This is a genomic window from Mycobacterium sp. NBC_00419, from assembly GCF_036023875.1.
Lineage (GTDB): Bacteria > Actinomycetota > Actinomycetes > Mycobacteriales > Mycobacteriaceae > Mycobacterium.
The window spans coordinates 1,061,405-1,076,211 of the sequence record NZ_CP107931.1 but is presented as its reverse complement, the minus strand read 5'-3'; the positions used below and the strand labels follow the sequence as shown (position 1 = coordinate 1,076,211).

Below are 14,807 nucleotides of genomic sequence, written 5' to 3'. Positions count from 1 at the left end.
GGTATGGGATCGGTACCGACGAACTCCGCCGCACCTGGACCCTCCGACGGCGAGGTGCGCCCGCGGGTCGCCGAGACCCACACCGGTCTGGTCTTCCTGGTCGGCGACCGCGCCTACAAGGTCAAGAAGCCAGTCGTCACCGACTTTCTCGACTTCTCCACCCTCGACCGCCGCGAGAACGCCTGCGCGCGCGAGTTGGCCCTGAACTGCAGGCTGGCCCCGAACAGCTATCTGGGCCTCGCCCACTTCGCCTCGCCGGGCGGCATGCCCGAGCCGGTCATCGTGATGCACCGGCACCCCGACGAGACGCGGCTGGCCACCCTGGTGCGCAGCGGTCAACCCGTCACCGAGCAGCTGACAGCGGTGGCGCTGGTGCTGTCCCGCTTTCACGAGAGCACCGTGCGCGGTCGCGACGTCGACGCCATGGCCCGCGTGGATGCCGTCACCGCGCGCTGGCAGGAGAACCTCGGTGAGCTCGAGCGCTACGCCGACGGGCTGGTGCCCGGGGTTGACCCGGATGTGGTGGCCGAAATCCGGCGACTGGCAATCGACTTCATCGCAGGACGCTCGGTGCTGTTCGCCGCGCGCATCGCAGCGCGGCGGATCGTCGACGGCCACGCCGACCTGCTCGCCGACGACATCTTCTGCCTCGAGGGCGGCCCGGAACTGCTGGATTGCCTGGACTTCGATGACCAGCTGCGCTACGTCGACGCCATCGACGACGCCGCGTTCCTGGCGATGGACCTGGAGTTCCTGGGCCGGCCCGAACTCGGTGAGTACTTCCTGCAGTCCTATGCCCGGACGGCCGACGACGACGCACCGGCCTCGCTGCGCGACTTCTACATCGCCTACCGCGCGGTGGTGCGCGCCAAGGTGGATTGCGTCTGCCACGGCCAGGGTGTGGCCGGTGCGGCCGCCGATGCCGTGCGCCACCTCGAGATCGCCCGGGATCGGTTGCGGTCCGGCGCGGTCCGTGTGGTCATGGTCGGCGGCGCCCCCGGGACCGGCAAGACAACGCTGGCGCGTGCGCTGGCCGAAAGCATTGGCGCCCTGGTTGTCTCGACGGACGACGTGCGTGCCGACCTCGTTCGGCGCGGTGAACTCACCGGTGACCCGGGAACCCTCGACGAAGGCCTGTACACCCGGGCGAACGTCGACGCCGTCTACGAAGGCGTGCTGCGCCGCGCCCATCTGGGCCTCTGTGAGGGCCGCACCGTCATCGTCGACGGCACCTGGCTTGACCCGGCCCACCGGGACAGGGCCCGGCAGGTGGCACAGGAGGCTGCCGCGAGACTGGTCGAGATCGCCTGTGTCGCCTCGTCGGAGGCGGCTACCCAGCGCATCCAGGCCCGCACCGAGACCACCTCACAGGTAACACCCGAGATCGCCACCGCGCTGGCCGAACGGGCCGACCAGACATGGCCCGGTGCCCACCGAATCGACACCACCCGGCCGCTGGCCGAATCCGTTGCCGAGGCGCAGGAGACCTGCCGCCAGACCGTTTGAGAAGTCCGATCATTGGAGGAACCCGATGCCGAGTCGCTACGTCGAAGACATTGCCGATCTGGGGATGCCCGATGCCGAGGAAGCCGGCGGTAAGGGCGCGAACATGGGGGAGATGGTGGCCGCCGGGCTGCCGGTGCCACCTGGATTCGTGGTCCTGCGCGACAGCTTCCTGGAATCCATGGCGACCGCCGGGGTGGCCGACGATCTCAACATCGCCCACCGCGAGGCAATGCTGCGGGCCGGTGACCCGACGACGTTCGACGACTTGTGCCAGCGGATGCAGGCGCTGGTGCTCAAGGCCGGCATACCCGACTCGGTACGAGACAGGATCGTGGCCGCCTATCGCAAGATGGGAGCCAATGTCAATGTCGCCGTGCGATCTTCGGCCACCGGCGAGGACGGGGCCGACGCGTCGTTCGCCGGGATGAATGCGACGTTCACCAACATCTCCGGTGAGCACGAGTTGATCGACGCGGTGCAGCGGTGCTGGGCATCACTGTTCGGTGCTCGCGTGGTCGCGTACCGCGCGAGCCGGGGCTTCTCCGCCGACCCGGCGATGGCGGTGGTCGTCCAGCAGATGATCGCCTCGGAGCGTTCCGGGGTGGCGTTCACCGCCGACCCCACCACCGACGCCACCGACCGGGTGGTCGTGGAGGGCGCGTTCGGCCAGGGCGAGGTGGTGGTGTCCGGTTCGGTCGAGCCTGACACGTATGTGGTGTCCAAGGAGACCGGCGAAATCCTGTCCCGGCGAATCGGTTACAAGCAGTTCAAGATCGTGCGCGGGGCCGACGGCACCGATCAGAACGTCGACCTCAGCGAGGCTGAGGCACTGGCCCAGGTGCTCGAGGACGACGAGGTGCGCACCATTGCCGACATCGCCGTCCGCAGCGAACGCCACGCCGGTTGCCCGCAGGACACCGAGTGGGCCATCGCCGGCGGGAAGACCTGGATCGTGCAGACCCGTCCGATCACCACGTTGCACCGTGTGGGCAAGCCGGTCCCGGAAACCCACGAGGTGCTGTTGCAGGGCCTGCCCGCCGTCCCCGGCGAGGCTTCCGGTGTCGTGCGCGTCCTGGCCGACGTCAAGGACGGTGGCCGTCTGCAGGACGGTGAGGTGCTCGTCGCTCAGATGACCAACCCGGACTGGCTGCCCACCATGCGCCGGGCGTCGGCGCTGGTGACCGACACCGGCGGCATGACCTGCCACGCGGCCATCGTCGCCCGTGAACTCGGGGTGCCCTGCATTGTCGGTGCCCGCACCGCGACCAAGGATCTCAAGGACGGCATCGTGGTCACCGTCGATGGCACTCACGGCCGGGTGCTGGCGGGGCGGGTCCAGAAGGACAACGTCGGCGGTGCGCAGACCGCGCCGGTGGCGGCCGCGGCAGCACCTGCCGTCGAGGTCACCGCCACCAAGATTTACGTCAACGTGGCGATGCCGGACAAGGCCGAGCAGGCCGCCGAGCTCGACGTCGACGGTGTCGGCCTGCTGCGCGCGGAGTTGATCCTCGAAGACGCGTTGCGCAATCGGCACCCCCGCGACCTGATCGACAACGGCGAGCAGGACAGCCTGGTCGACTCACTGGCCACCGCGGTCGGGCGCGTCGCGTCCGCGTTCGCACCGCGCCCGGTGGTGTACCGGGCGTCGGACTTCCGCACCAACGAGTTCCGCAACCTGCAGGGCGGACAGAAGTACGAGCCCGAAGAGCACAACCCGATGATCGGATACCGGGGCTGCTACCGATACGTCAGCAACCCCGACCTGTTCGACCTCGAACTCAAGGCGTTGGCGCGGGTCCGTGAACAGAATCCCAACCTGCACTTGATGATTCCATTCGTGCGCACCAAGTGGGAGCTGGAGCGCTGCCTCGAGCTGGTCGACGCCAGCCCGCTGGGCCGCCAGCGCGGCCTGCACCGGTGGGTGATGGCCGAGGTGCCCTCGGTGGTGTACTGGCTGCCCGAATACGTCGGCATGGGTATCGACGGGGTGTCGATCGGCAGCAATGATCTGACCCAGCTGATGCTCGGGGTGGACCGCGATTCCGATCTGTGCGCCGAACTCTACGACGAGTCCGACGGCGCCGTCCTGGACGCCATCGGCCAGATCATCACCACCGCGCGGCGTCTGGGTGTCACCGCGTCACTGTGCGGCCAGGCTCCCTCGAGCAGGCCCGACTTCGCCGAACACCTTGTGCGCATGGGCATCACGTCGATCTCGGTGACCCCCGACGTGGCGCAGCACACCCGGCGCAACGTGGCGGCCGCCGAGCGCCGGCTGCTACTGGAATCGGCGCGGTCCCATGACGGTGATCGCAGGTGAACCTGCGCTGACCGGCCGGGTGTGGTCAGCCGTTGGACAGCAGCCGCAGGCCGCCTTTGCCTTTCGGGCGGCCCCGGGGGGCGGCCAACCGGACTAGCCGTTCGATGCCGCGTTCGATGCCGCCGGCGAGTTCGTCGATGTCGGGGGCCGCGTCGAAATCGACGAGCAGCCCGAACGCCAGTTCGTCGGCGTAGCTGAAGATGGCGATGCCGGTGCGGAACCCGGCCGCGATCGGCGGTATCGGCAACAGCCGAATCACCTTGTGGCCCATCAACGTCAGCGGTGTGCGCGGCCCGGGCACATTGGTCACCACCGTCACGACGGAGCGTTGGGGCAGCCGGGAGAGTAGGCGCACCGTCCACGCCGTCACCGGGAACGGCACCAGGTTGCTCGCCCACATCAGCAGACTGCCGGCCTGACGCTGGCCGCTGGACTTGGCCGCAGTCAGGCGGGCGTGCACCGTGCGGAGTCGCTTCAGCGGATCGGCCATGTCGACCGGCAGCAGTGGCAGCATCAGCGACACCCGGTTGTCGGAGACGTCCATCGCGTCGGCGCCGCGCACCGACACCGGCACCAGGGTGCGCAGCGAGTCCGCGTGCGGCTGCAGACCGCGTCGCAACAGTGCGGTTCGATAGCTGTCGGCGACGGCCGCCAGTGCGACGTCATTGATGGTGACCCCGAAGGTGTGGGCGATCCGCTCGACATCGTGGATCGATACCGTGGCCGAACCGTAGCGGCGCAGGTCGCCCACCGGGCCGTTGAACGACGACCGCGACGCGGGCTGCAGCAGTCCGGCGGCCAGCCCGGCGGCGCCCGTGGCCGCCCGCAGTGCCACCTTGCCGACGCCGCGGCTCAGTGCGATCGAATCCTGAATCCAGTCAACGGGATTGAGGCTCGGTGTCGGTAGTGAGGGCCGGCGGGCCGGATGCTGGGCGGCCCCGATGGAGCTGGCGAAGCTAGCCACACCGGTGTCGTCGCACAGGCCGATGAGCAGGTTCGACGCAGCGATGCCGTCGGCCAGCGCGTGGTGCACCTTGACCAGCAGCGCCCAGCGGTTCTGTGCCAGTCCTTCGATCACCCAGCATTCCCACAGCGGACGATGCCGGTCCAGCCGTCGCTCCATGATGGTGGCGATCTCGGCGTGCAACGCCGCGTCGTCGCCCGGGGCAGGTAGCGCGGTGCGGCGCACGTGGCGGCTCAGGTCGAAGGTCGGGTCGTCAACCCACTCCGGTGCGACGAGATCGAACGGGTGGGTCCGCAGCACCTGGCTGCTCCGCGGGTCGGACAGGCATCGCGCCCCGATGGTGTGGAGCAGCTCCTCGAACTCCGGGACGGGTCCGGCCAGGATGGCGGCGCCTCCGATGGCCAGGCTGACGTGTTCGTCGGCGTCTTCCAGTTGCAGGAATCCCGCGTCCAGCGTCGTCAAGTGGTGCGTCATCGCCGGCCTTCCGTCTGCCCTCATTCCAGTGTGGGGCTATCGGCTGCACCCGGGGCAGGGCCGGAAGTCCCTGGTCGGTGGGCTTATCGGCGGGGCGGGGCAAGGACCGCGGGTCAACCGGCGTGCCGCCGATACCGGTTGCGGTACTGACTCGGAGTCAAGCCGAACCATCGAAGACAGGCCCGGGTCAACACGCTCTGGTCCGCGTATCCCAGCTGGCGGGCAACGCTGCCGAGGGTGATGGTGTCGTCGCTCAGGTGCCGCGCTGCGGTGTCGCGCCGAAGTTCGTCGAGCACGTCGGCGAACGTCTTGCCCTCCGCTGCGAGCTGGCGTTGCAATGCTCTGGGATGGACGCTGAAATGACGCGCCACCGCCGCTATCCGTGGTGTCCCGAGCGGAAGCATCGCGCGTAGGACGTCGCTGACGCTCTGCACAGCGCTGAACGCGGGCTTCTCGGTGAGCATCGACAGATACCGCACCGCGGTGTCATGGACGAGGGCGTCGGAACTCGTCGGCCGCATCAGGTCGGCCGAGGTGAACACGAACCCCGGCACCGGCTGGCTGAAGAGCACCCGGCAGCCGAAGAAGCGTTCGTAGTCCGGCGACGGCGTCAACGGCGGATGCGGGATGTGCACCGTGCGGGGGGAGAAGTCCTGGCCCATGACGGCCTGCAGAACACGGAATGCGACGGTCAGTGAGCCCTCGATCGACTGATGCTGGGGATTCGCCGGATCCCTGACCACGTTGACCGCCAGGAATCGCAGGTCGGCGCGTGGACCGGGCATGAGCTCAAGAGAGATCCCATTGCTGTGCGCCGCCATGAACCTGCTCAGAACAGCGAGCCCGTCGGCCGCCGTTGTGGCCGACCGGGCGGCAACCACCAGCGGGCCGACGATCTCGGCCGCATGTCGATCCGCGAGCCGACGGCCGAAATCAGCCGTGTTGGTGGCAACCGCTGCGGACTCGATGGCGCCGACGACGCCGGCCGCAGGGAGCACGACGCCGGCGTCACCTGCATGGTCGGGGGAGATCCCGACGTCGCGCAGTAAGGACTCCGGGTCGCCGCCGAGTTGCCGCACGAGGCTCAGGTACCCGGTCAGAGACGCCCCTCGAATCACGTACATGGGGGAGACACTCAGCCGATGCCGTGGAGATGTCAAGGTATAAAGGCGCCATCGATTCTTGCCTGCGGACCACGGCGCGCGGGTATCGGACCGGCACTCTGTCTTGACCTGCGGTGACTTTTTCTTGTCTTCGCGGGACAAACGGCCACTCCATGCGCCGATTGCCCTGTCGCCGTAGCACTTTCGACTGCTAGCGTCGCCGCGATGAAACCTGACCATGATGTGCTGATCATCGGTGCGGGGTTCTCCGGAATCGGGGCTGCGATCGCGCTCGACAAGGCGGGCCTGCGTGACTACCGGATCCTCGAGGCCGCCGACGGTGTGGGTGGCACCTGGTACTGGAACACGTATCCCGGTATCGCGGTCGATATCCCGTCGTTCTCCTATCAGTTCTCCTTCGAGCAGAGTTCGCAATGGTCGCGCACCTACGCGCCGGGCCGCGAGCTTCGGGCCTACGCCGAGCACTGCGTCGACAAGTACGGGTTGCGTGCCAGGATTGCGCTCCAGACAGTCGTGCAGGCCGCGACGTTCGACGAGGACCACGACGTCTGGCGCGTCGAGACCGACTCCGGTGCGGTCCTCACCAGCCGGTTCCTGATCAACGGCAGTGGGATCCTGACCACGCCCAATCTGCCCGACATCGACGGCGTGGACTCGTTCGCCGGGGTGACCCTTCATACCGCGCGCTGGGATCACAGTCAGGATCTGGCAGGCAAACGGGTGGCAGTCATCGGAACCGGCGCGTCAGCGGTTCAACTGATTCCCGAGATCGCCCGTGTCGTCGACCAGCTCACCGTTTTCCAGCGCACCCCGATCTGGTGTTTCCCCAAAGCCGACCGGCCGCTCACGGCCCGCCAGCGGTGGGCCATGGGGATACCCGGCGTGAAGTCGGTCCAGCGCCTGATCAGCCAGGTGTACGTCGAACTCACCTTCCCGCTGGTGACCCACTACTTCACGGTCAACCCGACGGTCAAGCACATGGCGGAGGCGGGCAAGGCCTACCTGCGCCGCCAGGTCAAGGACCCGGTGGTCCGCGATCAGCTCACCCCGAGTTATGCCGTGGGGTGTAAGCGCCCGGCGTTCCACAACACCTATCTGTCGACATTCAACCGCGACAACGTCGAACTGGTCACCGAGCGCATCGACAAGATCACCGGCTCAGCAGTCGTCACCGCCGACGGCCGGTCCCGCGACATCGACGTGCTGGTCCTGGCCACCGGGTTCAAGGTTCTCGATCCCGATGAGTTGCCGACCTATCCCGTGATCGGGACCGGCGGCCGGTCGCTCGCGCAGTTCTGGAACACCAGCCGGCTACAGGCCTATGAGGGTGTCAGCGTGCCGGGCTTCCCCAACTTCTTCACGATTTTCGGGCCGTACGGTTTCGTCGGTTCGTCGTACTTCACGTTGATCGAAGCCCAGACCCACCACATCGTGCGGTGTCTGAAGCGGGCCCAGCGCAAGCGCTCGACCCGCGTCGAGGTGACCAGAGAAGCCAGCGACAGGTTCTTCGCCTCGATGCTGCGCAAGCGGCGCCGCCAGATCTTCTGGCAGGACAGCTGCAGACTTGCCAACAGCTACTACTTCGACAAACACGGCGACGTTCCACTGCGGCCCGCCAGCACCGTCGAGGTCTATTGGCACAGCCGACGATTTCCGTTGGGCGACTACCGATTCAGCGCCGAGGCGCGACAAACAGAAGGAATCCCATCATGACCGAGTCCGTCGTTGAGAGCAGCCAGGCACACCATGGCGCGACACCGCGCACTGCGCGCCGTCCCAGTGCAGCCCAGCTGTGGTTGGGAGCCGGTGCACTGACGCTCGGCGTCGGTGCTGCGTTGGCGGGCGGATCCGGCGTCGCGCACGCGGATACCGCCGGCAGCGACTCCCATTCCTCGTCGGCGAAAGCCGCCGGCTCGACGGGACGGGCCAGCAGCGCCCATGGGCGGGCGTCCGCACAGCACGCCACCGCGCACGCGGCCTCAGCCATCGGCTCGCCTCGCCGCCCAGCCCCCGCGGCCGGTGGTTCAACGGTGTCGAATTCAGCCAGTTCATCTGCGCCGCGGGCCCTTTCGGTCAGTAGCGCACCGGACGTGGCTGTCGCCCTGCTCGGGCACACGCTGATTCAGTCCGGCACCGCCACGGCCGTCGCAGGCGACTGGAGTATCGCCATCGCGATCGGGCCCAACAGCACCGCCTATGCCGTCGGTGGCATATTCAACGTCGCGTTGGCCGCAGGCAGTAACAGCACCGCCGGTGCTGGCGGCAAGGACGGTCTCGGCAATGACGGAGTCGGCAACTTCGACCTGGCGGTCAACATCGGCAACAACACCGGCAGCCTCAACGGTGCTGCCGCCACCCTCGGCAACTTCAACACGGCCATCGACATCGGCAACAACAGCGGTGTCCTGCTCGGCGCTTTGGGTTTCAGCGGAAACTTCAATACCGCGATCAACCTCGGTAGCAACACCGGTTCGGCCAGCGGGGCCGGCGCCTTCTACGGCAACGGCAACCTCGCCATCACGATCGGCAACAACACCAACAGCGGAACCTCCCAGCAGTTCGGCGGAGGAGCGCAGGCCGGCCAGGGTAACGGCAACGTCGCCGTCCAGCTGGGCAGTAACAACGGTGACGGTGCCGTGGCGCCTTACGGATATGGACCCATCGCAGGCGGAGCGAACGGAACCTCGGGCGACCACAATTTCGCCGCCGTTCTGGGCAACAACGGCACCGCCATCGCGGGGATCGGTTTCGACCGCGCCACCGCCGTCGTCATCGGCAACGGGCTCAGCGCGCTGGCGAATTTCGCGGACAGCCTCGGGATTCTGTCCTGGGCAAAGCTGTTCTAGGGGTTGACCCTGACACGAAAAGCCCGGGCTGCCGAGGAGTCGGTGTCTCGGTAGCCCGGGGCTGACTGGGATATCGACGCCGGGCCCGCGGGCGTTACCTCCGACGTTTCAGCCCCGGTCCGGCGGGTAGCCGAATCGAGGACTCAATCGAGTACTCAATGGAGGTGATCCCATGCCCAAGACGGCCAAGAGCGGCGACGCCAAGAAGAGCGAACTTCCGAGCACGTTGCAGAAATCCGACGCCAAGGCGCAGCGCACGTTCGCCAAAGCCCACGATTCTGCCGCCGAAGAGTACGGCGAGGGTGAACGCGCCCACCGGGTGGCGTACAGCGCGCTCAAACACAGCTATGAGAAGGTCGGCGACCACTGGGAGGCCAAGGAGGAGAAGGGGCCGTCGGATGATCGCGCGCGCAGCGGGGGACCGGATGCCACCGGCAAGACGGCGGGCGGCGTCAACGCCAACGCCAGCAAGAAGCACCTGCTGGACGTGGCACGCAGGCTCGACATCTCGGGACGGTCGTCGATGAGCAAGGACGAATTGGTCTCGGCCATCGAGAAGGCCAACCGGCGCGAAACCAGCCGCAACCGCTGACTAGCGACGGGTCGTCTGCTGTAGTTCGGAGTCGGTGAAAAACTCCAGCAGGTACTTGCTCTCTTCGATGTCGCCGATGGTGCGACGCGCTTTCTTGCGGGTGACCAGGATGCCGATCACGGCCACCGCCCACACCACGTACTGCACGCACCACGCCAACCGGAACGACTCGAACGAGTAGCCTCCCGTCGCGCCGATGATCAGGCCCATCGCCTGCATCACCAGCAGGGACGCAAGGAAGCCGCCGACGTTGACCGCACCCTGGGCGGTCCCCAGGGTGGGCTGGGGGTTGAAGGTGCGCGCAAAGTCGAAGCCGACCATCGAGCCCGGGCCGCCCACCGAGATCACCACGATCAGCACCACCAGCAGCCAGTGCGGGGTCGGTGAGGGCAATGCCAGCACGACGGTCCAGATCGCGGCGTTGGAGATGATGATGCCCAGCACCACCCGTGAGCGGCGGTGCGGATGCCGGCCGCTGAAGATGCCGATGACGATGCCGGACACGATGGCCGAAACCACCGATATGGTCAGCATCGTCCCGGCCGCACTGCGGGAAAGGCCCTGTGCCGCAGTGAGGTACGGCACACCCCACATGAGGGCGAAGACCGTGACGGAGAACTGGGTGCCCATGTGGGTGAAGAAGCCGAGTCGGGTCCCCGGCCGCATCCACACCGTTTTGACGCTGCGTAGCGTCTCGCGTAACCCGGTGACCTGCTTAGTGACTTCAACCCCGCTGGGGGCGTTGCGAACCAGCAGCACGGTGAGCACCAACGAGAAGACTCCGAGCGCGGCCACCGAGCTGTAGGCCGTCGTCCATCCCGACCCGACCAGCAGGCCGAGGAACGGCACGGCCGACAGCACCTGCCCGAGTTGGCCGGACAGGCCCGTCAACTGGGTGACCAGGGGAATCTGGCGCGGCGCAAACCAGTACGGGACAAGGCGCAGCACCGAGATGAAGGTGAACGCGTCACCGAGGCCGACGACGGCGCGTGCGGCGATCGCCGTGGGCAGCGATTCGGTGAAGGCCAGCGTCAACTGGCCGACCACCATCAGCGATGCGCCTGTCAGGATCATCACCTTGGAGCCGAAGCGGTCCAGTAACAGGCCTGCGGGGATCTGCGCGCCGGCATAGACGATCACCTGCAGCACGACGAACGTCGACAGAACGCCCGGGCTGGCCGAGAACCGGTGGGCGGCATCGAGGCCGGAGACACCCATGGTGGTCCGGTCCAGGACGGCCACGACGTAGGCCAGCAAGCCCGTCGACCACACCACCCAGGCCCGCACTGGATCCCTTGCCTCTCGTCCGCTCGCTACGGCTACTTCCCGCACCCATCATCGCGCGCCGATGCAAATCAATTCCCGCCGTGACCGGGGCGTACCCGGCCATCACGAGCCCACCGCTATTGGCTGAAACTGCACGTCCATGACAATTTCACAGCCAACGACATGGTATTTGTGCAGATGAGATGGTAGAAATAACGACTAATGTCGTACCGTCAAAACCCCGCCTCTTCTTTGCTCACATGACCGAGTATCGAATCGCTGATCTTGCGCGCGTGTCCGGAGTCACGTCGCGCAACATCCGCGCGTACCGCGAGCGAGGTCTGCTGGATCCGCCGCGCAGGCAGGGCCGGGAGGCCTACTACGACGACCGTCATCTCGCTCAGCTCGAGGTGATCAATCAGCTCCTGGCCAAGGGATTCACCTCGGCGCACATCACCACCTTCATCGACGGCATTCGCCAGGGCCAGGACCTCTCGGAGGTTCTCGGGGTACAGCCCGTCGAGGCCGCGGGTGAGGTGGCGCTCGATGCCCTCTCCACCGCCGCGAAGCGGGCGGTGCGCTACGGGCTGGGCCGGGTGGTCGACGGCCGAGTGGTGATCACCGATCCCGCGATCGCCCGCGCACTGGCGGCCGCCGACGACCCCGAATCGTGGCTGCGGGTGATGACCGAGGTGCTCGACACCACCGGCGAGGTCATCGACGATCTGGCGCTGCGTACCGTCGCGGTGCTGCGCAGCGGTGCGGTATCCGGCTCGGACCGCGACGGTATCGAGCACATCACCAAACGCGCCCTGCTCAGCCGTCTGCAGACGACGTTCGACGAGCACGTGACGCAGCAACTCTCGGAGTACGAAGCCTCCTAACCCCTACACCCGGGTCGTGGCGGGGTCGCCGCCGAATCGCTGGGCGAGCCATACCGGGATCACCGCGATCAGGGTCAGTGCTGCGGCGACGACATTGATCACCGGCGCCTGGTTGGGCCGGAACAGGTTGCCGAAGATCCAGATCGGCAGGGTCTGCACGGTGGGGCCCGCGGTGAAGGTCGTCACCACGATCTCGTCGAAGCTCAACGCGAAGGCCAGGATCGCACCGGCCACCAGGGCGCCCCGCATCATCGGGAATGTCACGTACCGGAACGTCTGCCACGTCGAGGCGCCGAGGTCGGCCGATGCGCTCTCCAGGCCGGTGCCCAGCCGCCGCAGCCGGGCCTGAGTGTTGTTGAACACGATGACGATGCAGAACGTCGCGTGTCCGATGATCACCGTCGCAAGCCCCAGAGTGATGCCCAGCACCGAGGTGAACGTGGCGTTCAGCGCGATGCCGGTGACGATGCCGGGCAGGGTGATCGGCAGTACCACAAGGAAACTGATCGTTTGCCTGCCGAAGAAGCTGTAGCGCTGCACCGCGAAGGCCGCCATCGTTCCCAGCACCAGCGCGATGGCCGTCGCGCACAGGCCGACGACCACCGAGTTGCCCAGTGAGTGCCACATGCCGCTGCTGGCCCAGGCGTCGGACCACCATTTCAGGGTGAAGCCGGTCGGCGGGAAGGCGAACGTCTTCGACGAGTTGAAGGCGTTGACCACCACCAGAACCAGTGGCGCATAGAGGAATACCAGAACCATCCAGGTCCAGCCACGCACCAGGCGGCGCATTGCACCCGACAGCATCAGACGTTCTCCAATGCGCCGGTGCGCCGCATGGCCAGCAGGTAGAGCACGATCGCGGTGAGCGGGATCAACGACAGCGCCGCGGCCAGCGGTTGATTGTTCGCGGTGACGAGCTGTCCGTAGATGATGTTGCCCAGCATCTGGGTCTTGCCGCCGACGATCGTCACGGCGATGTAGTCACCCATCGACAGCGAGAACGTGAAGATCGATCCGGCGGCGATGCCGGGGAAGACCAACGGCGCCACCACCGTTCGCAGCGTCGTGGTGTCCCGGGCGCCCAGATCCGAGCTGGCGTCGATCAGTGCGTTGGGTACCCGCTCGAATGCGGCGAACACCGGGATCACCATGTAGGGCAACCACAGATAGGCCAACGTCAGCGTCGTCGCGATCAGCCCGTAGCCCGGTGTATAGCCGGCCACCCAGTGCAGTGGGCCTTCCGGGGACAGCAGCATCCGCCAGGCGTACGCCTTGACCAGGTAGCTCGCCCACAACGGTGTGGTCACCGCGACCACCAACGCCAGCCGGACCCGCGGCGAGGCCACCTTGGCCATGTAGAGCGCCAGTGGGACGGCGAGCACGATACAGATGACGGTGACCGTTAGCGCGATACCGATCGTGCGCAGCGTGGCCGTGCGGAACACCGCGTCGGTGAGGACGCGCATGATGTTGTCACCGGTGTAGCTGCGCACCACCGCACCGGTGAAGGTGTCGGTGCTCCAGAAGGCCGAAAGAAGCAGGACCGCAAGCGAACCCAGGTAGGCGACGACCAGCCACCCCAGTGGCGGGACGAGGAGGAAGGCGAGGCGGATCCGCCGGCTCACCTCGTGGGTCAACCCTTGATCTGCTGCCACTTGTCGACCCACTCGCTGTAGGCCGTGCAGTTGTCGCCGCTGCCGTCCACGCACTGCTTCTGGGGGGTGGTCCAGTAGCTGATTCTCGCGGCGTAGGCGGCGTCGGTGGCGTGGTAGGTCTCGCAGAAGCTCTTGTCGCTGGTGAACTCGCAGGCCTTGGTCTGCGCCGGGGCCTCACCGAAGTATTCGGCGACCTGAGCGTTGATCTCCGGGGAGGTGATCCAGTCCATCCACTTGTACATGCAGGTCGGGTTCTTGGCCTTCGACGACACCATCCAGGTATCCGACCAGCCGGTGGACCCCTCCTTGGGCAGCACGGTGGCGATCTTGACCTTGTTGTCGCTGGTGAGCATGTTGGCGATCACCTGCCAGCTGGTGCCGATCACCGAGGTGCCGGACTCGAAGGCCTGCACCGCCTTGGTGTAGTCCGACCAGTACTCGCCGATGTTGGCGTGCTGCTCCTTGAGCAGGTCCACCGCCGCGTTGAGCTGATCTTCGGTCAGCGAGTACGGATCCTTGATCCCCAGTTCGGGTTTCGTCTTCGACAGATACAGCGCGGCGTCGGCGATGTAGATGGGGGAGTCATACGCGGTGACCTTGCCCTTCTGTTCGGAGCCGGGGAACACCGCGGCCCACGAATCGGGGGCGTTCTTGACCACGTCGGTGTTGTACATCAGCAGGTTGGCGCCCCAGCCGTGCGGGATGCCGTACATCTGGCCGTTCACGGCGTTCCACGGCTTGTCCTTGAGGAACGAGGAGATGGTGTCGTAGTTCGGCACCAGCTTGGTGTTGACGGGTGCGACATCACCGGCGTAGATCAGCCGCAGGGTGGCGTCGCCGGAGGCGGACACGCCGTCGTACTGGCCGGTGCGCATCAGCTGCACCATCTCGTCGGAGGTGTTGCCGATCTTGATGTTGACCTTGCAGCCGGTCTTCTCCTCGAACGGGTGCACCCAGTCGACCTTAGGGTCGTTGGAGCCGTCTTCGGCGTAACCGGGCCAGGCGACGAGATTCAGCTGACCCTCGCCATTGCCCAGTGCCGCAAGTGGTTCCATCTTGGGTGGTGCCGTCGAACTGCCACCACTGGAGTTGGTCGAACTCGAACAGCCGGCGACCAGTGCCGCGCAGGCGGCCAAGACGACGCCGATGCGGCGCGCGGTGGTTGACATGTGGGCT

General features: G+C 66.8%; 12 protein-coding genes. 6 read left to right on the top strand and 6 right to left on the bottom strand.

Annotated features, from left to right (window positions below):
- Positions 1 to 3 precede the first annotated feature (3 nt).
- Positions 4 to 1,506, top strand: a complete 1,503-nt coding sequence (locus OG976_RS04995; protein WP_328358713.1) for a bifunctional aminoglycoside phosphotransferase/ATP-binding protein — start codon at positions 4 to 6, stop codon at positions 1,504 to 1,506.
- A 25-nt stretch (positions 1,507 to 1,531) separates the two neighbouring features.
- Entirely contained in the window at positions 1,532 to 3,826 is a 2,295-nt protein-coding gene (ppsA, locus tag OG976_RS04990) for a phosphoenolpyruvate synthase (protein WP_328358710.1), read from the top strand.
- 25 nt (positions 3,827 to 3,851) lie between these two features.
- Here ppsA and OG976_RS04985 read toward each other — a convergent pair whose 3' ends face one another.
- Together OG976_RS04985 and OG976_RS04980 are read right to left on the bottom strand one after the other, a co-directional pair.
- Positions 3,852 to 5,264 carry a WS/DGAT/MGAT family O-acyltransferase gene (locus tag OG976_RS04985; RefSeq protein WP_328358707.1) on the bottom strand — a complete coding sequence of 471 codons (1,413 nt, stop codon included), beginning with the start codon at positions 5,262 to 5,264 and terminating at the stop codon, positions 3,852 to 3,854.
- Positions 5,265 to 5,377: 113 nt separating this feature from the next.
- Positions 5,378 to 6,388: an AraC family transcriptional regulator gene (locus tag OG976_RS04980; RefSeq protein ID WP_328358704.1), complete on the bottom strand. Its 1,011-nt coding sequence runs from the start codon at positions 6,386 to 6,388 to the stop codon at positions 5,378 to 5,380.
- 204 nt (positions 6,389 to 6,592) lie between these two features.
- On the opposite strand from OG976_RS04980, the gene OG976_RS04975 reads away from it, so the two are divergent.
- The 3 genes from OG976_RS04975 to OG976_RS04965 all read left to right on the top strand — a co-directional run bounded on the left by OG976_RS04975 (position 6,593) and on the right by OG976_RS04965 (position 9,826).
- Positions 6,593 to 8,101 (top strand): flavin-containing monooxygenase, encoded by a 1,509-nt coding sequence (locus tag OG976_RS04975; protein ID WP_328358702.1) that lies wholly within the window; start codon positions 6,593 to 6,595, stop codon positions 8,099 to 8,101.
- Entirely contained in the window at positions 8,098 to 9,234 is a 1,137-nt protein-coding gene (locus OG976_RS04970) for a hypothetical protein (RefSeq protein WP_328358699.1), read from the top strand. The genes OG976_RS04975 and OG976_RS04970 overlap by 4 nt, the downstream gene beginning before the upstream one ends.
- A 172-nt stretch (positions 9,235 to 9,406) precedes the next feature.
- Positions 9,407 to 9,826 (top strand): ChaB family protein, encoded by a 420-nt coding sequence (locus OG976_RS04965; RefSeq protein WP_328358696.1) that lies wholly within the window; start codon positions 9,407 to 9,409, stop codon positions 9,824 to 9,826.
- On the opposite strand, the gene OG976_RS04960 is transcribed toward OG976_RS04965, so the two are convergent.
- Complete coding sequence (locus OG976_RS04960) at positions 9,827 to 11,113, bottom strand: MFS transporter (RefSeq protein WP_328358693.1); 1,287 nt, start codon at positions 11,111 to 11,113, stop codon at positions 9,827 to 9,829.
- A 239-nt stretch (positions 11,114 to 11,352) separates the two neighbouring features.
- Between OG976_RS04960 and OG976_RS04955 the strand changes: the two genes are divergently transcribed.
- Positions 11,353 to 11,976 (top strand): MerR family transcriptional regulator, encoded by a 624-nt coding sequence (locus OG976_RS04955; protein ID WP_328358690.1) that lies wholly within the window; start codon positions 11,353 to 11,355, stop codon positions 11,974 to 11,976.
- A gap of 3 nt (positions 11,977 to 11,979) precedes the next feature.
- On the opposite strand, the gene OG976_RS04950 is transcribed toward OG976_RS04955, so the two are convergent.
- Genes OG976_RS04950 through OG976_RS04940 form a run of 3 tightly spaced genes read right to left on the bottom strand, consistent with a single transcriptional unit; the run spans position 11,980 to position 14,800 of the window.
- Positions 11,980 to 12,780: an ABC transporter permease gene (locus tag OG976_RS04950; RefSeq protein ID WP_328358687.1), complete on the bottom strand. Its 801-nt coding sequence runs from the start codon at positions 12,778 to 12,780 to the stop codon at positions 11,980 to 11,982.
- Positions 12,780 to 13,631, bottom strand: a complete 852-nt coding sequence (locus OG976_RS04945; RefSeq protein ID WP_328358684.1) for an ABC transporter permease — start codon at positions 13,629 to 13,631, stop codon at positions 12,780 to 12,782. Before OG976_RS04945 ends, OG976_RS04950 begins: the two co-directional genes overlap by 1 nt.
- Entirely contained in the window at positions 13,610 to 14,800 is a 1,191-nt protein-coding gene (locus OG976_RS04940) for an ABC transporter substrate-binding protein (protein ID WP_328358681.1), read from the bottom strand. The genes OG976_RS04945 and OG976_RS04940 overlap by 22 nt, the downstream gene beginning before the upstream one ends.
- Between the last annotated feature and the right edge of the window lie 7 nt (positions 14,801 to 14,807).